General features: G+C 36.4%; 19 protein-coding genes. 1 reads left to right on the plus strand and 18 read right to left on the minus strand.

The genetic code is table 11. From position 1 onward, the window contains the following. Positions 1-47: 47 nt before the first annotated feature. From ACFQI7_RS24525 to ACFQI7_RS24600, 16 genes are all read right to left on the minus strand, one after another. The gene (locus ACFQI7_RS24525) at positions 48-2,411 is read right to left on the minus strand and encodes a glycosyltransferase (protein ID WP_218103559.1); all 2,364 of its coding nucleotides are present in this window, start codon (positions 2,409-2,411) and stop codon (positions 48-50) included. Next, complete coding sequence (locus ACFQI7_RS24530) at positions 2,408-3,613, minus strand: glycosyltransferase family 4 protein (protein WP_377517762.1); 1,206 nt, start codon at positions 3,611-3,613, stop codon at positions 2,408-2,410. Before ACFQI7_RS24530 ends, ACFQI7_RS24525 begins: the two co-directional genes overlap by 4 nt. Positions 3,614-3,624: 11 nt before the next feature. Next, a complete protein-coding gene (locus ACFQI7_RS24535; RefSeq protein WP_377517764.1) occupies positions 3,625-4,950 on the minus strand; it encodes a methyltransferase domain-containing protein in 1,326 nt (441 codons plus the stop codon). A gap of 11 nt (positions 4,951-4,961) precedes the next feature. After that, a complete protein-coding gene (locus ACFQI7_RS24540) occupies positions 4,962-6,227 on the minus strand; it encodes an ABC transporter ATP-binding protein (RefSeq protein WP_218103509.1) in 1,266 nt (421 codons plus the stop codon). Positions 6,228-6,242: 15 nt separating this feature from the next. Next, positions 6,243-7,019, minus strand: coding sequence for an ABC transporter permease (locus ACFQI7_RS24545; protein WP_218103511.1), 777 nt, complete (start codon positions 7,017-7,019; stop codon positions 6,243-6,245). Positions 7,020-7,034: 15 nt separating this feature from the next. Further along, positions 7,035-8,000 carry a GDP-mannose 4,6-dehydratase gene (locus ACFQI7_RS24550; RefSeq protein ID WP_218103513.1) on the minus strand — a complete coding sequence of 322 codons (966 nt, stop codon included), beginning with the start codon at positions 7,998-8,000 and terminating at the stop codon, positions 7,035-7,037. 27 nt (positions 8,001-8,027) lie between these two features. Further along, the gene (gmd, locus tag ACFQI7_RS24555; RefSeq protein ID WP_218103514.1) at positions 8,028-8,990 is read right to left on the minus strand and encodes a GDP-mannose 4,6-dehydratase; all 963 of its coding nucleotides are present in this window, start codon (positions 8,988-8,990) and stop codon (positions 8,028-8,030) included. Positions 8,991-9,009: 19 nt separating this feature from the next. Next, a complete protein-coding gene (locus ACFQI7_RS24560; protein WP_377517767.1) occupies positions 9,010-10,086 on the minus strand; it encodes a mannose-1-phosphate guanylyltransferase in 1,077 nt (358 codons plus the stop codon). 126 nt (positions 10,087-10,212) lie between these two features. After that, positions 10,213-11,619, minus strand: a complete 1,407-nt coding sequence (locus ACFQI7_RS24565) for an undecaprenyl-phosphate glucose phosphotransferase (protein WP_218103582.1) — start codon at positions 11,617-11,619, stop codon at positions 10,213-10,215. Between the two features lie 4 nt (positions 11,620-11,623). Continuing rightward, positions 11,624-12,490: a glycosyltransferase family 2 protein gene (locus tag ACFQI7_RS24570; protein ID WP_218103584.1), complete on the minus strand. Its 867-nt coding sequence runs from the start codon at positions 12,488-12,490 to the stop codon at positions 11,624-11,626. Between the two features lie 86 nt (positions 12,491-12,576). Continuing rightward, a complete protein-coding gene (locus ACFQI7_RS24575; RefSeq protein WP_377517770.1) occupies positions 12,577-13,521 on the minus strand; it encodes a glycosyltransferase family 2 protein in 945 nt (314 codons plus the stop codon). Then, positions 13,518-14,375, minus strand: coding sequence for a dTDP-4-dehydrorhamnose reductase (rfbD, locus tag ACFQI7_RS24580; protein ID WP_218103537.1), 858 nt, complete (start codon positions 14,373-14,375; stop codon positions 13,518-13,520). Before rfbD ends, ACFQI7_RS24575 begins: the two co-directional genes overlap by 4 nt. A gap of 2 nt (positions 14,376-14,377) precedes the next feature. Then, positions 14,378-15,391, minus strand: coding sequence for a dTDP-glucose 4,6-dehydratase (gene rfbB, locus ACFQI7_RS24585; RefSeq protein ID WP_218103538.1), 1,014 nt, complete (start codon positions 15,389-15,391; stop codon positions 14,378-14,380). Between the two features lie 14 nt (positions 15,392-15,405). Continuing rightward, positions 15,406-15,954 carry a dTDP-4-dehydrorhamnose 3,5-epimerase gene (gene rfbC / locus ACFQI7_RS24590; protein ID WP_218103539.1) on the minus strand — a complete coding sequence of 183 codons (549 nt, stop codon included), beginning with the start codon at positions 15,952-15,954 and terminating at the stop codon, positions 15,406-15,408. Beyond that, entirely contained in the window at positions 15,954-16,709 is a 756-nt protein-coding gene (locus ACFQI7_RS24595) for a sugar phosphate nucleotidyltransferase (RefSeq protein ID WP_218103540.1), read from the minus strand. The genes rfbC and ACFQI7_RS24595 overlap by 1 nt, the downstream gene beginning before the upstream one ends. Positions 16,710-16,745: 36 nt before the next feature. Further along, complete coding sequence (locus tag ACFQI7_RS24600; protein ID WP_377517773.1) at positions 16,746-17,984, minus strand: glycosyltransferase; 1,239 nt, start codon at positions 17,982-17,984, stop codon at positions 16,746-16,748. A gap of 221 nt (positions 17,985-18,205) precedes the next feature. On the opposite strand from ACFQI7_RS24600, the gene ACFQI7_RS24605 reads away from it, so the two are divergent. After that, positions 18,206-20,698, plus strand: a complete 2,493-nt coding sequence (locus ACFQI7_RS24605) for an O-antigen ligase family protein (RefSeq protein WP_218103014.1) — start codon at positions 18,206-18,208, stop codon at positions 20,696-20,698. Positions 20,699-20,897: 199 nt separating this feature from the next. Here the strand turns inward: ACFQI7_RS24605 and groL are convergent, their stop codons facing one another. Both groL and groES read right to left on the minus strand, forming a co-directional pair. After that, a complete protein-coding gene (gene groL, locus ACFQI7_RS24610) occupies positions 20,898-22,532 on the minus strand; it encodes a chaperonin GroEL (protein ID WP_218103013.1) in 1,635 nt (544 codons plus the stop codon). Between the two features lie 146 nt (positions 22,533-22,678). After that, a complete protein-coding gene (gene groES, locus ACFQI7_RS24615) occupies positions 22,679-22,960 on the minus strand; it encodes a co-chaperone GroES (RefSeq protein WP_218103012.1) in 282 nt (93 codons plus the stop codon). Positions 22,961-23,189 lie beyond the last annotated feature (229 nt).

Raw genomic sequence — 23,189 nt, forward strand, 5'->3', positions numbered from 1 at the left:
TATTTAAATCGTCTAGTATGGTATATCATACTAGATATCACTCTCCGCTAAGTTGATGATAGTATTTTACTTAGATTCCCGGCAACTATACCAAAATCATGAGTTTCCTTCATATACTTTTTTGCATAATATCCCATCTTTTCACGAAGCAAATCATTATTCGTGAGTTCCAACAAATAAGCAAGCAACAACTCATTCTCATACTCATCAACGTCGACTTTCCATACACAATCATCTGGATATTCTATATAAGAACCGACATTCGATACTATACATGGAGTGCCATATCCTAAACTCCTTACCAATGTTGCAGAAGTCTCACCAAAAGTAGGCCATCTCAAATTGATACATATATCAGACGCTATAATATATTGTTTGAAGACATCTAATGTTGGGCCTTTAATTAGACTAACGTGCTTATTGAAGTCTAAATGTTTCGCTGCTTTATTTATATGTTGTTCCATCTCGGTACTACAATGACCTACAATATTAACGTGTATATTGTTATTCGTCTTTACTAATTCCGATAAAGCCCTTAGAATTACTTCTATTCTTTTATTTGGAATTACATTTCCAAATATTCCGATAGAAATCTTATTACAATCCAATCCTAAGTTCCTCTTGAACTCTTTCTTATTAACGTTTGATTCGTCCATCAAGATACCACTCGGTATAACAGTAATAACGCCTTTAAAGTCAGATTCAATCTCAATTTTCTCCTTAACCCAATGACTATGCACTAACACTTGATTACTCAACTCTACTACTTTTTTAAACATAGGGAATTCTTGATCATTAGGATAAGAAGCCTGATTTAGTAGTCTATCACCAGCTGCACTTCCATCCTGACCATGACAATAAGTTAATTCATTCACAAAACCGATCTTGTCGCCGCGCAAATATTTAGTATACATGTAGAATCCGTATAAATTAAGATCATGCAAAACTACATACCCTGGATAATCAATCATAGCATTATATATCCAAGAGTGTAGTTCATTATTCCCCATGTGGTACATTCTTAGTTTTATTTTTTCTAATCTTTCATAATTCGTCGTATAATCAAAAACTTCGAAATTTCGGGAAATAAAAGGGTTCTCAGGAGTAATACCATTTACAAATATTTTCACATCAAAAAAATGTCTTAGTTCTGTTAATAATTCCTCGCTATAATCTGAAATTCCTGAAGATTGAGGATTCAAAGGACTAAAGAAAGCTAATTCTAATTTATCTAATAGTTGTGATGCAGATTCAAATGAAGGGTATACAAGGTTATGAAAAACTTTTAGACTATCTAAGGTTGTTTTACTCCAACTAAACATTTCAGCTTGCTTAACGCCTTTAGTTTTATACGTCTCGGCAAATCCCTTTTCTTTAAGAAAAGAGTTAATAGCCGTAGCCATTGATTCATCATCATTAACATCAACTATAATGGCCGCATCTCCTGCTACTTCAGGAAGTGATGAACTGCTAGTTGTTACTACTGGCGTTCCACAACGCATAGCCTCTAGAACTGGCAAACCAAAGCCTTCATAAATAGATGGAAATACGAATACTTCGCATTCTTTATATAAAGCTACTAAACTATCATCACTTACAAAGCCTAAATATATTATTTGATCGGGAGTAATCCCCTTAGTTGTTGCATATTTGATGAGTTCTTCTCTTTCTGCTTCTTGTTTTATACCTGAAATGACCAATTTTATATCCGGAAATTCCCTAACGACTTGAGAAAACGCGCTAATTAAACCCTTGTTATTTTTTCTAGGATCATAACCGGTAAGGGAATATATAAATGGAGAGGAAATACCTAATTCTTTATTTATTAAAATTTTCTCATTCCCAGCACGTGACGCTTCATAAAGCTCTTCGTTTGTAGAAGCGTAAATAACATGAATTCGATCAGGATCAATTCCAAGATAGTTTACAAGATCTTTTTTTGAAGCCTCGGAAATTGTAAGGATACAATCGGCTTCAGCAATTAGTTTGCACCTAGAATCGTACAACCGTTGAATGTGTTGTGACCAATTATTATAATAGTGATCTTTCATTACTAAGGGGATTAAATCATACACTAAATAAGATTTTTTAATATTCACGCTCGTTATGTCTGGAACCTCAATGTCAAACATATGAGGGCTAGTAAAGTGTATAACGTCAATATTCTTTCGCTCCAGAAATTCCTCTAATGAATATACTTCCCAGTTGCGGTCTTCCATAATTCTTTGATCAAAATCAATAAATTGACTTGCGAAAGTAAATTCCCACTGCTCATTTTTTCTTCTCATCAAGTAATATCTATGGCTGCTATCTTGGTTAATAAGGCCTTTAATCCAGTTGTAAGTATAGATTCCAATTCCTCTATTTTTCTCAGGAGTATATAAAGTTTGAATATCAATTAATATTCTCATTTGATAAGACCCTCTCTTTGAAATCCCTTACTTACTAAAAAATTAATTATTCTCTCTGCAGTTTTAGGCCATGTATAATACTCTTCAACATACTTTTTTCCATTCATAGCCATGGATTTTGCCTTCTCCGAATCAGCTAATATGGACTCTAATGTTTCTTTGAAAGATGTATAGTCTTTGTAATATAAGCCCCCTTGACTTCTATCACAATGACCTTTAGTAACAGCGCAATCCTCATGCACGATAACCGGGGTATTACATAACCAACTCTCCATAATAACTATTGAAAAACTCTCCATTAATGAGGGTTGTATCAAAGCTAAAGCACCTGCAATGGAATCATACTTTTCTTCATCACTAACTTCTCCTACATGAATAATATTCTTAGAGGCTTTCATTGTTTCAATAATTTGTTCTTCTCCCTTACCAACAAACACTAATTTAATACTATTAGAGTTATTTTCAGTAAATTGATTAAAAAGTTGTATAAGTTGTGGCACATTTTTACCGGAGACTTGTCTACCTACATATACAAAGTAATCTCCTTGTATTCCATATTTATTCCTGAAATTGTCCGCATTCGGTGAATAATCAAATTCCACACCACCACCTGAAACAACGCAAGAATCAGGATCTAAATTATATAATTTCGAGGAGAATTCTAATTCTTCAATAGTATTTAGAAGGAGCCCCTGTACTCTTGAAAACATATCTCCAACAGATTTAAAATAGGCCATTCCTTCATCATGAAGGCATGGAATGATAAAACTATTTTCCGGTTTCAACCTACTACCCCAATAAGTTGTGCCTGCAAGGTACGGTATAAATAAAAATATATATTCGTTTTCCGATTTATTAATAAATTCATACATAGAATCGCTATTGACAGTCTCATGCATTAATTGCATCTCTTGTGCATAGCTAAGGATTTCCCCATGTATCAATTTCCCCATAAGTTCATCGTACAAGGATTTATTCCTTTTTCTAAGAGGAAACCTTCTTACACGGAGGCCACTAATGACTGAAACTCCTTCTTCATAGTAGTCTGAACCCCAATCCCAAAACGAATCTTTGCCACAAGTAGTCAGAATCTCTACTTGACAACCTGCATTTTGCAAACTTTTCGCAATGCCCCCCGCAAATCTTTCTGCTCCACCGGATATGTTGTCGCTAAACCATGGAGTAACAACGCCAATTTTCATAAACTAACTCCTCATTGTTTCGATAATATTAATGAAAAATTATAATATTCTTGAGGATTGGTACTTTCTATCGGGCCGCTTAAATAAGAATTAACAACAGAAAAACCTACCTCACATGCAAGATATTTATATGTTTCATGAAACATCGGCTTTTCGTGTGTTGGGTCTAGATAGTAAAGATTATGCATAACATGTGGTGAACTTATATTAGGTGTCTCTATTATCAATATACCGTTAGATGTTAATTTACTATAACATAATTTGAAAAATTTTATTTTTAATGGAGCCGGCAAATGCTCAACAACATGGCCAGTAAACACGCCATCAATACTATTATCGTCCAAATTTTCAAGATAGTTTATTGCATCTGCCGTGTATGCGGTTAAACCATTTTCATTACAAATACGTACTAATTCAGGATCCGAATCAATGCCTATCCCTTTAATATTATGATCTTGAAGTAATTCCAAGAAAAAACCTTTGCCACATCCAATATCGACAACATTATTACAATCCAGGAAATGCGGAATGTATTGTTCGTATATCCCTTTCACTGTTTCACGGTCGGCACTAAATCGCTCTGCAAACTTTGAGTAGTCAAAATCAAGATAAGTATTTTTCTTGAGCTCCTCAAGTACTAAATTAATTTTGGCATCAAGGTTTATTGTATGACTTGCAGCTGCTTCATCTAATTTATGAATGATATCTTGTTCAAGAACAGTAAAGTTCGAGTTTATATCGTTAATCCCTTGGTGAACGATTGCATGATCTGATTTTATATCATTAATATCTTGTTGAAGAGTTGTATGATTCGATTTTATATCATTAATATCTTGTTGAAGGGCTACATTTTCTGATTTTATTCCCGCAATTAAATGGGCAAATTCAGAAACTTGGTTTTCTAACTCAGTATTTTTATTTATTAGGTGCAAAATCAGCTTATTCTGTTCATTAACAATTTCAACGGCTGAATTCAAACCGAACCATATATCATTATTTAAATGTTTCTGCTGATTAATGAAGGTGTCCGCATACCACTTAGTAAATAATCTTGCCCCAAACCGCCTAATCGGAACGACGATTTTTCCTAATAATTTATATCTTGAAACTAGATGAGGTTCTAAAAATGCAACTGGTATATTAGGAGTAATTCTGTAGTTCAATTTTTTCAAACTTATTTGCAAAGACGATAAAATTCGGGAAAGCTCCTCGTCATTACTCTCAAATGGCTTTTCTATTTCCTGTTCAATTTTGATCTCCTCAATGGTTTTCTTTTGTGAGCGCACGCCATTTCTTATTTGATTCATAATGAACCCAGGAGTAATCTTTTTAGACACATTACCACCTCTTATTTCTCATGAACCCATTCATGATTTATTTTTGCGATTCCAACGTCATTGGTCAGACTCGATATTTTAAAAGAATATTTCTTATCATGGTAATCATACTGGTTACCGTTTATATCATGCGCTGCAACGGAAAGCAAATAAGTTCCGGCAACCAGATTTATGGAAGGTATATTAAAAATTATTTTGCCTTTTGAACTCTTATCTAGATGATCTATATAAAATTGATCTATAAAAGTATTCGTTCCATAGCAATGTGTATTATCTATTGTATGAATAGCACAGCCAAAGATAGGCTTTTCAACATCTTTATTTACTTCATAACTAATTTGAATTTGCATGGGTTCTGCACTTAGAAACCCTAGTTTCGAGTTACCTTTTTCATCAGCTATTTTAACATCAACTATTTCAACTTGATGATTTCCCCAACGCTTGTCATCCATTTGTTCATTTGCATGTTGTTGTTCATTTTCCTCATTAATATTTTCACTACTAACTTTCTCAAAGTTATTATTTTCTTCTATCAAACGCTGATTCTCTTCCTCTGATAAATAAGCTAAATACTTATCAATTACTTTTCTAGGCTTTCCGTCTTCTTTTATCTTTCCTTTATTGACCCACACTACCCTATCACAAAGTTTTTCTACGGCTCCAAGATCGTGTGATACGAATACTATTGTTGTACCATTATTTTTTAATTTGAGTAGTTGATCCATACATTTTTGTTGAAATGCCGCGTCTCCAACAGCAAGAACTTCATCAATCAATAAAATGTCCGGTTCAACCATAATTGCTACTGAGAAAGCTAATCGCATATACATACCTGACGAATAACTTCTAACAGGATTTTCAATGTAATGTTTCAATTCAGAAAAAGTGATTATTTGATCCAGCTTCCTCTTAATTTCCTTTTTACTCAGGCCCAGGATAGCTGCATTCATAAATATATTTTCTCGGCCTGTAAAATCCGGATGAAAACCTGCCCCTAGTTCTAATAGGCTAGATACTTTTCCTTCTATATTAATAGTCCCTTGGTCAGGGTATAGAATTCCCGTTAACAGTTTCAATAAGGTACTTTTTCCAGATCCATTTCTTCCTATTAATCCAACAGTTTCACCTTTTGGTATTTCTAACGAGACATTATCCAAGGCGAGATAAATATCGTATTTATTTTTCCTGTTATTAACTATCCGATCTTTAAGTGTAGCTGTTCTTTCTTTGAAAACTTTAAATGATTTACTAACATTTGTGACTGAGATAACACTCATAATCTTATACCACCCTTAGATTTCTTCTGCAAAATTACGGCTTAGTCTTTTAAAAATATAAAAGCCGATGTAGAGCATTACAGAGGATAGGATTGCTACCAAAGTCAATTGACCGGGATCCGGAAACTTATTATAAAAGAAAATATTGTGAAAACTTTCAATGATCACTTTCATAGGATTATAATCAAAAATATATTTGATATCTTTAGGTATCATTGATGATGTAAACACGATTGGAGTAAGATAAAACCAGACCATCATTACGATACTAACGATATGTTCCAGATCCCTAAAATAAACATTCAAGCTTGAAACTATTAAAGTGATCGAAAATGTAAACATAAAATATATAACTAATATGACGGGAAACAATAACAGCGGCATCCCAAGTTGGATTTTGTTTATAAAAAGAATAGGAAATAATATTAACAGACTAAATAAGAAATTAATGACTCCACCTAAAACAACTGAAAGAGGTAATATTTCCTTAGGAAAATAAATTTTCTTTACCAATCCGGAATTACGAATTACTACTCCCGCTCCGGACTGTACGGCTTGATTTATTAAGAACCACGATATTAAACCTATAAATAAATATGAAGTATAGTTCTCCATTTCAATTCTAACAACATATTTAAATACTATTGAATAAACGAATAACATTAGAAGCGGGTTAAGGAATGTCCAAAAAAATCCAACAAAAGATCCCTTATAACGTGTTCGTAGATCTGTTAGGACTAGACTTTCTAACATTTGTCTATACTCATATATTTCTCTAATCTTATTAACCATCGTCTGCATTGCTCCTTATATGGAGTCACTTTTTAATCTTAATCTCCAATGATCTAAGATGTCTTTAAGAGAATCATCTATAGACATTTTAGGAGACCAGCCTGTGTGCAATGAAATTTCACTTGAATCCCCATAGTAATAAGGAAAATCGGAAGGTCTCATTTTTGACAAATCACGATGAATCTCAATGTTCTGACATCTGCTTAGATTTATTAGTTTTTCGAGTATCTCTTGAATAGACGTAGGTTTTTTAGAGCAAACATTATATATTTTACCAGATTGCCCATGAGCAACAAGAAGCGCATATGCTTGGACAATATCTCTAACATCAGTAAAATCTCTTTTAGCATCGAGATTGCCAACTTTTATAATAGGAGTTTGTTTTCCCTCTTCGATTTCGGCAATTTGTTTAGCAAAATCTGAAGTTACAAAACCGACATCTTGTCCGGGACCTATATGATTAAAGGGTCGGACATGAACAATATTTAACGAATATGATCTGTGATATTGTTCAGCTAACATACTAACTGTTGCTTTTGATATTCCATAAGGACTGATAGGTCTTAATGGATTCTTCTCAGAGATCGGCATGTTTTCTAAGTTAACTTCACCATATTCCTCTGAAGACCCAACCGTAAGTATCTTAACAGACTCAGCAACGATACTACCTCTAACGGCTTCTAATAAATTAATTGTCATAACTACATTAGCTTCAAATGTTTCTATTTTATTATCCCAAGATTTTTTCACTGAGCTTTGGCCGGCAAGATGAAATATATAATCAGGTTTGAGAAAATTAAGATATGATACTATTTGTTCTATAGAAGTATTTAAGTCTAACGTTTGGATATGATGAATACCTTTAAATAAAACGGGGGAACTCTTACGAGTTGTCCCCCAAACTTCAAATCCTAGATTTGTTAAATGCTTAGTAAGGTGTTTTGCTACAAAACCGGTAGCACCTGTAATTAAAGCTCTCATTAAACAACCGCCTTTGTTCGCTTTAATTTAGTTTTGTAATTTTTTCAAATCACTTTCAACCATCATCGTTACCAATTGCTCAAATCCAACCTCAAGCTTCCAACCAAGTTTTTCTTTCGCTTTAGTACAGTCTCCTAGCAAAAGATCCACCTCAGCCGGTCTAACAAATTTAGGGTCGATTACAACATAATCTCTCCAATTCAAACCAACATGACCAAATGCAATTTCAACCAATTCTTCAACTGTATGAGTTTCACCTGTAGAAATAACATAATCATCCGGGGTTTCTTGTTGCAGCATCAGCCACATAGCCTTCACATAGTCACCTGCAAAGCCCCAATCCCGTTTTGCATCTAAGTTACCCATGCGAAGCTCTTTTTGCAGTCCAAGCTTAATTCTTGCTGCAGCATCCGTTACTTTTCGCGTAACAAATTCAACACCACGGCGAGGAGACTCATGATTAAATAAAATACCAGAACATGCGTACATATCAAAGCTCTCACGATAGTTTACAGTGATCCAATGCCCATAAACCTTGGCCACACCGTAAGGACTTCTTGGATAGAACGGTGTTGTTTCTTTTTGAGGTGTTTCCACTACTTTCCCAAACATCTCACTGCTTGAAGCTTGATAAAATCTAGCTTCTGGTTTAGTAAGTCTCACGGCTTCCAATATATTTGTTACGCCAATTCCCGTAGATTGACCAGTAAGTACCGGTTGCCCCCAGGAGGTTCCTACAAATGATTGTGCAGCGAGATTGTAAACTTCATCAGGATTAGATACCTTTACTGCATTAATAAGAGAACCTTGATCCAATAGATCTCCTTCTATAAATTCAATTTCATTTTTGATATGCTCAATATTCTCCATTATTGGAACACTCGTTCTTCTGCGAAGACCAAATACTTTGTACCCTTTAGATAACAGTAATTCTGCCAAGTATGAACCATCCTGTCCTGTAATACCGGTAACAAGCGCTTTTTTAGTCATGATTTTCTCCTTAATAGGTTTATAAGTATTGTTCAAGTTTTTGGGTTCTAAGCTCTTTGAGTAATAATTTAACCTCTTGAGCTTTATCTTTTGTACAAATCAAAGTAACATCCTCGGTATCTACAACAATTAAATCTTCGATACCTAGAGTGGCAATTAATTTACCGTTACTTTCAATAATACACCTTTTAGTATCAATATTTAGAATATTTCCTTTAATAACATTCCCATTCTCATCGCGATCATTAATACGATCTAAGGCTGTCCAACTACCAACATCGTCCCATCCAAAAACACATGGTATAACATATATATTTTCTGCTTTTTCCATAATACCGTAATCTATTGATTGGTCCGGCATTTTAATAAATTCAGACCTTATCACTTGGTTTTTATCTTCCTTGTTGAAAGCGCATTTCATTGTTTCCAATAAGTCATGCATTTCGGGCATAAATAATTTAATATAATTCCTTATTACGCTGGTCTTCCATATAAATATTCCACTGTTCCAGAAAAAATTTCCGGATGCTAAGTATTCTTGAGCTGTTTGAAAATCCGGTTTTTCAACGAATTTATTAACTTTATGAACTTCCAATTCATTTATATGCTGTATTTGTTTGGTACTTTCAATATATCCATATCCCGTCTCCGGATAAACAGGCTTAATACCTAACGTTACAAGATTGTTATCTTTTTGAGCAACCTCTACTGCTGTTTTAAGAATTTTAATAAATCCATCTTCATTTTCGATAATGTGATCCGAAGGAAGAACGACCATCGTACTATCGGGATATTTTGCTTCTATAATAATCGAAGCTAACCCTACACAAGGTGCCGTATTTCTGCCTATCGGTTCAATAATGATATTATCGTGCGGCAGATGGGGAATTTGAGCCCGGATTAATTCGGCATAAAGCTCATTGGTAACAATAAAAATTTGTTTTATGTCTATTAGATTTTCAAGTCTGGAAATAGTTTGCTGAATCATCGATTTATTTCCGGAAATATTAAGGAACTGCTTCGGTAGATGCGTTCTACTTTTCGGCCAGAATCGCTCACCTTTTCCCCCAGCCATAATCACTGCTGTAATAGTCATAACTTCCCTCCAAAAACTCACATAAAAAAATCTACAATATGACATCCTATATTATAACGTAACAAATTCCGACAAAGCAATAACTTCTAATTATTGGGTAGTAGTAATATAATATTTTTTAAAATATTAATACGCATTCTTATTAACGAAACCGTTAATAATTGTTTTCCATATGATTTTTATATCAAATAAGAAACTCCAGTTTTCAATATAAAATATGTCGTATTTAATTCTTTCTTCAATTGAAGTATCCCCTCGAAACCCATTGGATTGTGCCCAACCTGTGATTCCAGGACGAATATGATGTTTTATCATATATTTAGGGATTTCTTCCTTAAACTGTTCTACAAAAAATGGTCTTTCAGGACGTGGACCTACTACGCTCATATGGCCAAAAAGAACATTAAAAAATTGCGGCAATTCGTCCAAACTTGTTTTTCGTAAAAAGGATCCGAATTTTGTCTTTCTAGGATCATCTCGAGTAGTCCATTGTTTATCCGATGTTTCTTCCGTCTGTATCCGCATTGATCGGAACTTATACATCATGAAATGTCTTCGATTCAATCCTACTCGTTCTTGTTTAAAAATGATTTCCCCAGGGGATGTTATTTTTATACTGATTGCTATTAAAATTAATAACGGGGAAGTAATAATGATCGCAATTAATGAAAAAATAATATCGAATGCTCTTTTTATAAATCGATTACGAAATTCATCTAATGGTATATCTCGGACATTAATTAGAGGAATACCGGCAAAATTATCAAAGAAAGGTTTTGAAGGTAAGTAATCATAAAAATCAGGAATAATGAGAGTTTTTACTCCTGCTTTTTCACAAATATTTATTATTCTTCCATACTTCTTGTGCGCATGTAAAGGTAATGCAATGATTACTTCGTCTATTAATAACTCATTAATTATGGATTCAAGATCATCAACCTTCCCAATTATCGGTTTATAATTTTCAAAACCGAATTCATGGTTTTTTTGGAAATCATCTAAAAATCCAATTACCTCATAACCAAGTTCAGGATGCTGCATTAAGTTAGTATAGAACTTTTTCCCCAAAGTACCGGCGCCTAGAATTAACAAAAATTGTTTGTTATATCCTTTTTGTCTTAAGCGCTTCAAGGATATTTTTAAAATGTAACGATAAAAACTGATAAGCAAAATGTTATTAACAAGATAGAGCAATAAATACGAGCGAGAAATGTTTAACTCTTTAAAAATAAATAAAATACTTAATAAAATCAATAAGCTTATGCAATAAACCTGAACAATGATAAATAATTCAAAGGAGAACCTTTTTTTCCGTTTCGGTGTATAAAAATTGAAAAAGTAACTTAGAAAAATCGCGGTTCCACCGTATACTAAACTCCATAAAGCGTAAGTCTCAATTGGAAGTGAATTCTCATAAGGAATCCATCCACTTTTAAATTTTAACCACCAGGAAAATAAGAAAACTATTTGAACACATACGAAGTCCGTAAGTGCATAAAATTGAGATAAAAAACTTTGACTTCGCCTAATCATTTTATCACCTCACTGACCCAAACCGATTCAACAGTAACGATATGCCGAGTTTAACAGCAATGCCGACATAAACAATCCAATTTACAAAAAAAGAATATTTATCCTGATAATGCTTTTTATGAAATAAGTACATTGCTCTGTGAAATTCATATATTATTTTATACGGCTTACGTCGACTGCTTGCACCTTTATAATGAATTATTTGTGTATAAGGATAATAATAAATTGCCCATCCTGCTTCTTTTATCCGGTAACACCAATCAATGTCTTCGCCGTACATAAAAAATTCTTCATCTAACAAACCAACTTGTTGAATAGCTTCCCTTCGCACCATTATAAAAGCTCCGACCAAACAATCTACAGGATAGTCTTTATCCGGATCTAAGTGGGTTAACTGATATTGATTGAATTTTGCATTTTGTGGAAACCATTTAGAAAGACCACACATATAATAAAATGAGGCCGATGGCGTCGGAAAACCACGGCGACAAGCTTTATCTAAGCTGCCATCTGGCAATACAATTTTACAACCTGAAGCACCAACCTTAGGATGATGATCCATGAAACTAACCATTGTTTGTAATGAGTCCGGTTGAATGATAGTGTCCGAATTTAACAATAGGACATACCGTCCTTCTGCCAGACGAATTCCTTGATTATTCGCTTTAGAATAGCCTAAATTTATTTTATTACAGTGTAATTTTACTTCCGGATATTTTTTTTTAATTTGTTCGACCGATAAATCTGAAGAATTATTATCAATTAAAATAACTTCGTATGAATAATTAATTTGTGATTCGAATATTGATTTCAAGCAATTTAACGTTAATTCACATGTATTGTAATTTACGATGATAATACTTAAATCCATAATTTTCTCCAATATTAGACAGAATAAGAGATCAATTTCATTATATCACAAAACAATTTCAGTAATATGACGGTTTTCTGGGGATTTTACCGAAAAAAAGAATATAATTGTCCAAAACGAGCTCTTCGTTTGGATTGAACCATCTTTCGTTTACGTAACAAATCCCCAAATTTATTCCAAAAATCTTTCCATGAACCTAACACTAATGGTTCTTTCATTAAAAAATAAAGAAAGCTAGGAACTTCATATGATAGAATAGGAATAATATGTTTTAATACATACAACCAGTGATCATTTTTTACTATTATTTTGTAACGATTTATATATGAATATCTGCGAATTCTTAATGGAATTTGACTTCTTGATTCTTTTTTCCATCCTCTTTCATGGTAGGCTAATGCTTCCGGTGAATAATAAGCTTTCCAGCCTAATAATCTTGCCCTCCAAGCTACATCTACATCTTCTTTATAGGCAAAAAAATCTTCGTCAAAAAAACAATCATCAATACTGATATCTTTTACCATTTCACGATTATAAAACGCTGCGGCTCCTGATACCCCAAACACTTCTTCTTCAAAGACGAATTCGGAAGATTGGCTAGCGCCGCGGTCGAACGCTCTTCTCGACTTCGTAATTATTAAACCAGTACTATCAATTTGATCTGGAGACTGACCTAATAATAATTTGCCCGTAAGACTCCCTATTTTAGAGTCCATTTCCGAAATTCGGATCAAACATAAAATATAATCAGGACAAAGCTTCACATCTGGATTTAGGACTAGAAAATAATCACTGGATGACATACGGATAGCTTGATTATGTCCTGAAGCAAAACCGACATTCTCATCGTTTCTTACAACCATAATATTACCTTTAAAATCTTCAAGAATCGTCAAGGTACCATCTTGAGAATTATTATCTACAATAATGATTTGTTCAATAGGATAAGTTTGTTTCATAACACACTCGAGACAATCACGGATATAAGCTTCACTATTAAAAGTAACAATGTGAATGCTAACTTTTTTCATGACAGTTGATTTCCTAACTTTAATAAAAATTCTTTAAGTGCTTCTCTCCAAGGCCTAAAATCCGCAAAACCATTTGTCCGAATAGATAAATGATCCAAAACCGAGTAACTTGGCCGCGGTGCCGGTCTTGGGAATTCCTTTGTAGTACAGGAAGCTACAATAATGGCCAATCCGCTCTCTTCCATAATCGCTTTAGCGAATTCATACCATGAACAGCAACCTTTGTTTGTACCATGATAGATACCATATTTCTCAGTCTGAATTAGCTCATATAAAAATAATGCGAGATCTTCTGTATAAGTAGGAGATCCTATTTGATCATTTACAACTTTTAACTGCTTTCTTTCATGGGCTAATTTCAACATGGTTTTAACAAAATTATTTCCATGCATTCCATATACCCATGATGTTCGAACAATAAAATAACGAGTTGTTAAGCTGGTAACTAACTGTTCCCCCGCATACTTGGTTTTTCCGTATACATTTACCGGATCCGTACGATCGTACTCTTTATATGGTTTATCCGATTGACCGTCAAATACATAGTCTGTACTAATATAACATAACTTTATTCCATATTTCTCCGAAGCAACGGCTAAATTTCTAGTTCCAACAGCATTCACTATATAAGCGTGATCTTCGTTACTTTCCGCCTGATCAACCGCAGTATAGGCAGCGCAATGTACAATGGCATCCGGCTGATGTAACATTATCTGATGCAAACATTGCTCCATTTTTGTTATGTCTAATTCATATCGACCAAGACCTATGACGGACATAGTAGGATCTTTTTGAAACAATGCAACAACATCTTGTCCTAGTTGGCCGCCGGCACCTGTCACCAATATTTTCATTTTTACACCTTGCTTGATACACAGGTTTGATTGTTGTAATCCTGGTATGCTGCGGTTTGAATTCGTTGTAACCAATCCATATTATTTTTGTACCAATTGATAGTGGCTTTAATGCCTGTAAAAAAGTTATATTCAGGAATCCACCCCAGTTGGTCTATAATCTTTGATGCATCAATACCATAACGTTTGTCATGGCCGGGTCGGTCTTCAACATAAGTGATTAAAGATTCCGGTTTGCCCAATTCGATTAATATGGTTTTAACAATTTCAATATTCGTTCTTTCATTACGGCCGCCTATATTATAGATTTCCCCGTTTTTGCCCTTAAGCATAACGGTTTCGATTGCACTGCAATGATCTTTAACATGAATCCAATCTCTAACGTTAAGACCGTCACCATAAACAGGAAGTTCTTTATTTTGTAACGCATTGGTAATCATTAAAGGAATTAACTTTTCAGGAAATTGATATGGACCGTAATTATTTGAGCAACGTGTAATATTAATGTTTAAACCATACGTTTCGTGGTAGGAACGGACTAATAAATCACTTCCTGCTTTACTTGCAGAGTATGGACTATTTGGTGCTAATGGGGTCGTTTCCGTGAATAGTCCGGTATCCCCTAATGTCCCATATACCTCATCCGTTGATATGTGTATAAATTTCCCAACTCTATATTTCCTTGCTGCTTCCAACAAAACATGGGTTCCCATGACATTGGTTCGGATGAAAACACCAGGATCAGAAATACTTTTGTCAACATGAGATTCTGCAGCAAAATTGATTACAATATCAATACTCCGTTGGAAAACATCATCAACGATTCTCGGGTCTGCTATATCTCCCTTAATAAATAAATATTTAGGATGATCTTGTATATGCTTAAGGTTTTCTAAATTCCCCGCATAAGTTAAAGCATCTAAGTTAATAATTTCATAATCCGGGTATTTATTGATCATATAGGTTATGAAATTGCTACCGATAAATCCTGCCCCACCAGTAACTAATATTCTCAAGGATCATCACCTCATTAATCAAAATAAATATCCGCATCCTTTAATAATGGATGCATGTTATCTTTATCCGAAAGGATTGGAATTGATGTCGGCCAATCGATGTTTAATTCCGGGTCATTCCACAATATACCTCTATCTAGCTGGGGCGAATACAACTCATCGACTTTATATATAACCTGTGTATTTGACGTAATCGTACAAAAACCGTGTGCAAATCCTACTGGAACTAGAAGTTGTCGCTTATTTGATTCACTAAGAATTACACTCATCCACTGTCCAAAAGTGGAAGATGTTTTGCGTAAATCAACAACAACGTCGTAAATAGCTCCAGCAATAACACGAACTAATTTGGTTTGAGCCATCGGGCTATTTTGATAGTGAAGACCACGGATCGTTCCTGCCTCTATAGATAGGGAGTGATTATCCTGTACGAAAGTATGATTGAAACCAAGTTGCTGAAACGTCCTGTTATTATAACTTTCCATAAAAAAACCTCTTTGATCGCCATGTACTTGGGGTTCTATAATATATACACCGGCAAACGGAGTTTCAACAGTCCTCATTACATTATCCTCTCATTTCTTAAGTAACCGAATTCTTTAGGCAGCACAATTTCTTGTGCCAGTTCATTTGCTTTAGTTAACGATAAATGGGTTCCTGCGTCTGTCCACCATCCCCCAAGAATATCATAAGTAAGTTGGCTCTTTGCGATATAGAAATTATTAACATCCGTAATTTCTAATTCTCCTCTTTCGGATGGATGCAAAGTTTTTATAATATCAAAGACAGAGCTGTCGTACATATATATACCTGTAACGGCGTAATTGCTTTTAGGATTTTTGGGCTTTTCTTCAATATTGATAATAAAATTGTTCGATATTTGGGGAACACCATACCGTTGCGGGTCGTGTACTTCTTTAATTAAAATTTTTGCCCCGCGTGGTTGCATTTTAAAATTATTCGCATAAGGAACAATACTTTCTGAAAAAACATTGTCGCCTAAGATAACAACCATCTTTTCATTTCCTATGAATTGCTCTGCAAGACCTAGAGCATGGGCAATACCGCCAGCTTCGTCTTGAACTTTAAAAGTAAAGCTGACTCCCATTTCATTACCGCTACCTAATAAATTCACAACATCTCCCATATGTTCTTTACCGGTAACGACTAAAATATTTTGAATATCAGCTTCTTTAAGTTTAGATATCGCGTGGAAAATCATAGGATACCTTCCTACAGGTAATAAATGTTTATTTGTAACTTTGGTTAAAGGGTATAATCTCGTACCTGTGCCACCTGCTAAAATAACTCCCTTCAAGCGAGTTCCTCCAATCACCTCTTTTTAGAGGCCAATCTATTTTAAGTACCAAGAATTTATATATTGCAGTCTTTTATTAATTAATGTTCCAACGGTTTTTGGAGAATAGTGTGTTTTAATTGTATTTTCCCCATTTTTCGAAATTTCTTGACGATATTCAACATCGGTAACTAATCGTTTCATGTAATAGCTTGCATGATTAATATCTGGATCAGCCCATACTTGATAAGATTTATATGGACCATAGTCTCTACCAACTGGTATTAATTTATAATTCACAAGACAGGAATTGTCCTGATTCATAAAATCCGTATTAGATGACCAGTTGGTTCCAATGACTGGCTTCCCTAGATACATAGCTTCTGCTAATCCGAGACCAAATCCCTCACTTCGGTGAAGTGATATATAACTATCGGTAACAGAAATTAATGCATTTGTATCTTCACGATTTAATGTTTCTTTTATTAAATATATATTTTTATAATCTGCTATTAAATCATTTAATACATCAATTTCTTCCAAATTTTGCTTTAAGGTGTTTATTTTGATGACCAATCCAACCGATAAATCATTTGGTTCGAAAGCAGTTTTAAAGGCTTCAACCGATGCCCGCGGGTTTTTTCGTTCTTGATAGCTTTTAACGTCATACATTGTCAGAAACAAAAAGCTATTATCAGGTAAATTAAAGTAAGTTCTATCTTTATTACTTATATATTTAACTTCAATGGAATGTGGAATTTTCACCACAGGCACTGGACTTTTAATGGAGATAGAATCCGCGACAAAAGTTGAAGGTACCCAAACTTCATTCACCAATTTAAAGCTATCACTCCATTCATCAGGAAAGTCTGGTAATTCCCAATGCCAGTAACCTATATTATAACGGTTTTCGAAAAGTGGGCTTCCATATTCAGCATAGATTTCCATTGTTTGCTCGGCATTCACATGATAAACGTTCACATTATATTTTGGGGACTCTATCTCTTTATGAATCCAAGAAGTATCAGTCATTCTAGAGCTGTTAGTTCCTGTAAAATTAATAATACCGAAAGGTATGCTAGCGGCATCTAAACTTTTGGCAGCTATCCTGCATGATTCGCCAATTCCCATTTCCGCCCTGGAATATCCAACCAAATTCACACCTTGCACTGAAGCAATAGTTAAGTTAGCTTTTTTTTCATTCCATGTGATCGGATAAGCATTATTTAATAATTTCTTTTTAATTGTCGTTCTATAAGATGTAGGAAGTAGAGGTTTTATTACTGATTTCGACAATACAGCTAATCTATATATTAATCGATAAAAGCTTGTCTTTATTTAAAACACCACCATTCATGTTTCTAACTTCTAATTATTCTAACAAAATAAATATTTAATTACTATATAAGCTTGCTTATTCGCAATTCAACCAACCGGAATGAGAACTAATGAATTAAATCAAATAATATGCTAGAATGAAAAAGGTTGTCAGGTATTATCGAATAAAGGAGTCTCATATGAAAAACAAAAAAAATCAAGCCTATGGGTATTCATCTGGCGCAAAAAAAAATGAAAACTTAACTGAGAATAATTCATTACTGTTTTGGCTTCTGGGTGCGTTTTCCGTAGTATTACTTTTCTGGTCCCCATTCCAAAAAGGCCTATTTAACGGAAACAGCTTTGACTTTGAAAGACCGATCTACTCCGCTTTCGTATGGTCGAGTATAATACTCCTGCTTGTGGCTATTTACGCATTTTATCATTGGAAGTTAAAAACAACATCTGACGTCATCAGCTTTATCGCATGGCTCATTCCACTGACTTACCTAATATCGCTTATTAATGCGGGTTCTCACTATAATGCGATCAATATGGTATATATTCAGTCGACTTACGTCATTTTTTTATTACTCGCTTATTATATTGCCAAAAGCGATCTCGGAGCCGCTATATTAAAAAATGGTTTCATGATTTCCACGTACGTAATCATACTATTCGGAATATTTAACTGGTTTGGGAATAAAATCACTAGCTATAATTGGGTAAAATGGTTTGCTGCCGATATGGTCGAGCCATTTTACCGTGACGCTGTTATGACCGATGCTAACGGACTGCGACTTACGTCGGTTTTTCAATACGCCAATAGTTACGCAGCATTTTTGATTGCAGCTTTGTTTTGTACATTATTCTTGGTATTATCGTCCAAAAAGTGGTACAGCATCGGAATACATGGATTTATGGTCGTTCCAATCATTATCTCATTTTTCCTGACACTATCCCGCGGCGGTTTGGTGATATTGCCGGTTGTTTTGTTATTGGTACTCCCTTTCCTGAAACCATACAGACAAATACTTTATATCATCCATTTGATTGTATCGTTTGGTTTATCTCTCATCATTCTTACGAAAATAACGAATCTTGGCATCGAACTGAATAAAGCATTTAACATAAACCAATACGCAACCGGCTGGATGACACTACTTGTCGTTTCTTTAATTAATGCGGTCATTGCCGTTCTCATTCAAAAATTTGTTGCTGCATGGCTGTCCGGTCTACTGGATCGTTTTAACAAGTTTCGTTTTGCTAATATAGCAATTCCTGTCGTGGCCATCGTAGTAGGCGCGATAGGGGTTACAGTGCTTTTTAGCGACCTTGGGTTGACTAAGCTGCTTCCTGAAAATGTACGAACGCGGGTTGAGAATATCAACTTCCAGCAGCATAGCGTTTTGGAACGCGGAACATTTTATAAAGATGCATTGAAACTTTCGGCTGACTACCCGATATTCGGAGCCGGCGGCGGTGCTTGGTCCGCTTTATATGAGAAATATCAAAATAACCCGTATACTAGCCGGCAAGCGCATAACTTCTTCCTTCAATATCTCGTGGAAGTCGGGATCGTCGGACTGTTGATTTTTTTAGGAATTTTAGCTGCTATTATTTATGTGTATATTCGAAATTTTATGAAGCAAGACGAAGCAACGAGAGACCGGCGGTTCATTTTTTACATTCTCGCTATCTCTTTACTTGTGCACAGTATGATTGACTTCGACTTAAGTTATGTATACCTGGGAATGCTGCTTTTCCTAAGCTTGGGAGTTTTAATCTCCAATGATGCTATCGAATTGAAAGGGAATTGGAAAAATGGAATAAGCAAATACAAGTGGATTTATCCATCCGTCTTGCTTATTTTATCCATTGTATGTTTCTTTGCAGCAGTCAAATCCCTATCCGCAAACAGCCTGTTTCGAAATGCAGCTGCTGCATCGTCCAGCGGTAAAGGACTTACGGAAATTACAACACCGCTTGATAAAGCTTTGAAAAATCGCCCGCTTCATCCGGATTATACAAACAGTAAAATTGATATGCTATTGCAGCTCTATAATCAAAGCAAGGATGAAAAATATTACACCGAAGCCATGAGTTTGCTTGAACAACTGAAACAACAAGAACCTCACAATAGACCTGCACTAGATAAGCAAATATATGCTCTTGCTTTAAAAGAACAGCTTCCTAAAGCGTTAGAGTTAGCAAAGGCAGAAATCGTTAATTTCAAATGGGATATCACTTTGTATGAAAAAAGCATTTCTTTAGCAACTGATCTGGGCAATAGAGCAAGAACGGAAAAGAATACACAGTTACAAACCCAGTACTGGAATGAAGCATTTGAAACCTATAATACTGTGCTAAGCAAAATGAAAACATTGGAATCCTTGCCAAAAGAACAATTGCAAGGTCGCGAATTTTCTGTAACGCCGAGTATGGGACTTTCACTAGGACAAATCGAATTTATACGCGGCAATTATCCAGCAGCGGAAAATTTCTTCCGGATCGGCATTGGCGGCTCACTAGATGATCCGCAAACGGCAGCCCAAACGCGAGTGATTATCCGTTATTATCTTGCGACGATTCAGAAACAAGGTAAGAACGACCAGCCTCTAATGGATAAGCTACTCGCTAAAGATCCTAACGAGAAACAGCAAATTCAAAATTTGGTGAACGCACAATTTTAGTCGAATGAGGAAAGAGCCAATCATCAGTCTGTTAAAAGACTAAATGATTGGCTCTTATTTTTCAGGAACATCTAATTGACATTCCCCCGTAATTCCTCAATATTATACGGTCATGCCGCGCTTGCTATATACCCGCAACCACAAAACAAAAACGGCAGCCATCCCATAGGGATGCTGCCGTTTCTCTTGCATAGTCGGATTAGAATCCGCCCATGCCACCCATACCGCCCATGCCGCCCATATCAGGCATAGCTGGCTTTTCTTTTTCCGGTTTGTCTGCGATAACCGCTTCCGTCGTCAAGAACATAGCTGCAACGGATGCTGCGTTTTGCAAAGCGGAGCGAGTTACTTTCGCCGGGTCAACGATACCGGCTTCGATCATATTCACCCATGCGCCGCTTGCTGCGTTGTAGCCTACGCCTACAGCTTCTTTTTTCAGACGCTCAACGATAACGGAGCCTTCTTGACCCGCATTCGCTGCGATCGTGCGTACAGGCTCTTCCAGAGCGCGGAGAACGATGTTTACGCCCGTTTGCTCGTCGCCGTCTGCTTTTACTGCTGCGACAGCGTTATACACATTTACAAGCGCCGTACCGCCGCCTGCAACGATACCTTCTTCAACAGCAGCGCGAGTCGCGTTCAGAGCGTCTTCGATGCGCAGTTTGCGCTCTTTCAGCTCAGTTTCAGTAGCTGCTCCGACTTTTACTACGGCTACGCCGCCAGCAAGCTTAGCAAGACGCTCTTGCAGTTTTTCTTTATCGAAATCGGAAGTCGTTTCTTCCAATTGTGCACGGATTTGCGTGATGCGCGCGCCGATGTCTTTCTTGTCGCCTGCGCCGTCCACGATGATCGTGTTTTCTTTCGTTACACGAATTTGACGAGCGGAACCGAGTTGATCGACAGTGGTCGATTTCAGCTCAAGGCCGAGCTCTTCCGTGATCAATTGGCCGCCGGTAAGAGCCGCGATGTCACCCAGCATTGCTTTGCGGCGGTCGCCGAAGCCAGGAGCTTTAACCGCTACGCAAGTGAAGGTGCCGCGCAGTTTGTTCACTACGAGTGTAGCGTTCGCTTCGCCTTCTACGTCTTCAGCAATGATCAGGAGCTGCTTGCCGGATTGAACAACTTTCTCAAGCACAGGCAAAATCTCTTGAATGTTAGAGATTTTCTTGTCGGTAATCAAGATGTAAGGATTGTCAAGAACAGCTTCCATCTTGTCCGTATCCGTAATCATGTAAGGGGAAATGTATCCGCGGTCGAACTGCATTCCTTCAACCACTTCCAACTCCGTTGCAAAACCTTTGGATTCTTCAACGGTAATAACGCCGTCTTTGCCTACTTTTTCCATAGCTTCAGCGATCAGCTGGCCTACCTCTTCGTCAGCCGCGGAAATAGCCGCTACTTGAGCGATAGAGTTTTTGCCTTCGATCGGCTTCGCGATCTTTTGCAGCTCTTCTACAGCCGCTTTAACGGCTTTGTCGATCCCTTTGCGAACAACCATCGGGTTAGCGCCCGCAGTTACGTTTTTCAGGCCTTCGCGGATCATCGCTTGAGCCAATACGGTAGCCGTCGTCGTACCGTCACCGGCAACGTCGTTCGTTTTCGTAGCGACTTCTTTTACAAGCTGTGCGCCCATGTTCTCGAATGCGTCTTCGAGCTCGATTTCTTTGGCGATCGTTACGCCGTCGTTTGTGATCAGCGGGCTGCCGAACTTCTTCTCCAGCACCACGTTGCGGCCTTTTGGACCCAAAGTGACTTTAACGGCATTTGCAAGCGCGTCAACCCCGCGAAGCATTCCGCGGCGAGCGTCTTCACTGAACTTGATTTCTTTTGCCATGTGTTATACCCTCCCAAGAAATTGGTTTCATGTATTTTGCGTTTCGGATATTTTCCTAAGTAATTGCACAAAACTTAAGTATTCCCGTTACAACGGTTAGATCGGTTCGACGATCTCAGTTGTCAACAGGCTCCGGCACGTCATCCTTAGCCCAGGATAGCCAGAACGTCGCTTTCGCGCATAATCAGCAGCTCGCGGCCGTCGAATTTCACTTCAGTACCGGCATATTTGGAGAAAATGACGCGGTCGCCTTCCTTCAACTCAAGCGCAACACGTTCGCCGTCCTTGAGTGTACCGCTGCCTACGGCTACGACTCTACCTTCTTGCGGCTTTTCTTTCGCCGTGTCAGGCAGTACGATTCCGCTTGCAGTCGTTTCCTCCTTAGCGATGGCTTCGATAACTACGCGATCACCCAATGGTTTGATCATGAGAAAATAGCCTCCTTTGATATGTTGGTACGGTCTTATTAGCACTCGAATGTGGTTAGTGCTAACAACAATTCTTATAATAATCACTTCGCGGCAATTTTGCAAGTAGTTTTCTATTCATTTCATGTCAAATTACAATAAAACCGCACTCACATCATTGTTTCCACCGCATTCGAAAATATACGACATTTTCCAACAAGAACTGCCGGCTCCTCTGCATTAAGCAGAA

Source organism: Paenibacillus allorhizosphaerae (genome assembly GCF_042659105.1).
GTDB lineage: Bacteria > Bacillota > Bacilli > Paenibacillales > NBRC-103111 > Paenibacillus_G > Paenibacillus_G allorhizosphaerae.

Coding starts and splice junctions, on each gene's coding strand:
- ACFQI7_RS24525 (WP_218103559.1), bottom strand. CDS start 2,411: ATGAGAATATTAATTGATATTCAAACTTTATATACTCCTGAGAAAAAT.
- ACFQI7_RS24530 (WP_377517762.1), bottom strand. CDS start 3,613: ATGAAAATTGGCGTTGTTACTCCATGGTTTAGCGACAACATATCCGGT.
- ACFQI7_RS24540 (WP_218103509.1), bottom strand. CDS start 6,227: ATGAGTGTTATCTCAGTCACAAATGTTAGTAAATCATTTAAAGTTTTC.
- ACFQI7_RS24545 (WP_218103511.1), bottom strand. CDS start 7,019: ATGGTTAATAAGATTAGAGAAATATATGAGTATAGACAAATGTTAGAA.
- ACFQI7_RS24550 (WP_218103513.1), bottom strand. CDS start 8,000: ATGAGAGCTTTAATTACAGGTGCTACCGGTTTTGTAGCAAAACACCTT.
- gmd (WP_218103514.1), bottom strand. CDS start 8,990: ATGACTAAAAAAGCGCTTGTTACCGGTATTACAGGACAGGATGGTTCA.
- ACFQI7_RS24560 (WP_377517767.1), bottom strand. CDS start 10,086: ATGACTATTACAGCAGTGATTATGGCTGGGGGAAAAGGTGAGCGATTC.
- ACFQI7_RS24565 (WP_218103582.1), bottom strand. CDS start 11,619: ATGATTAGGCGAAGTCAAAGTTTTTTATCTCAATTTTATGCACTTACG.
- ACFQI7_RS24570 (WP_218103584.1), bottom strand. CDS start 12,490: ATGGATTTAAGTATTATCATCGTAAATTACAATACATGTGAATTAACG.
- ACFQI7_RS24575 (WP_377517770.1), bottom strand. CDS start 13,521: ATGAAAAAAGTTAGCATTCACATTGTTACTTTTAATAGTGAAGCTTAT.
- rfbD (WP_218103537.1), bottom strand. CDS start 14,375: ATGAAAATATTGGTGACAGGTGCCGGCGGCCAACTAGGACAAGATGTT.
- rfbC (WP_218103539.1), bottom strand. CDS start 15,954: ATGAGGACTGTTGAAACTCCGTTTGCCGGTGTATATATTATAGAACCC.
- ACFQI7_RS24605 (WP_218103014.1), top strand. CDS start 18,206: ATGAAAAACAAAAAAAATCAAGCCTATGGGTATTCATCTGGCGCAAAA.
- groL (WP_218103013.1), bottom strand. CDS start 22,532: ATGGCAAAAGAAATCAAGTTCAGTGAAGACGCTCGCCGCGGAATGCTT.
- groES (WP_218103012.1), bottom strand. CDS start 22,960: ATGATCAAACCATTGGGTGATCGCGTAGTTATCGAAGCCATCGCTAAG.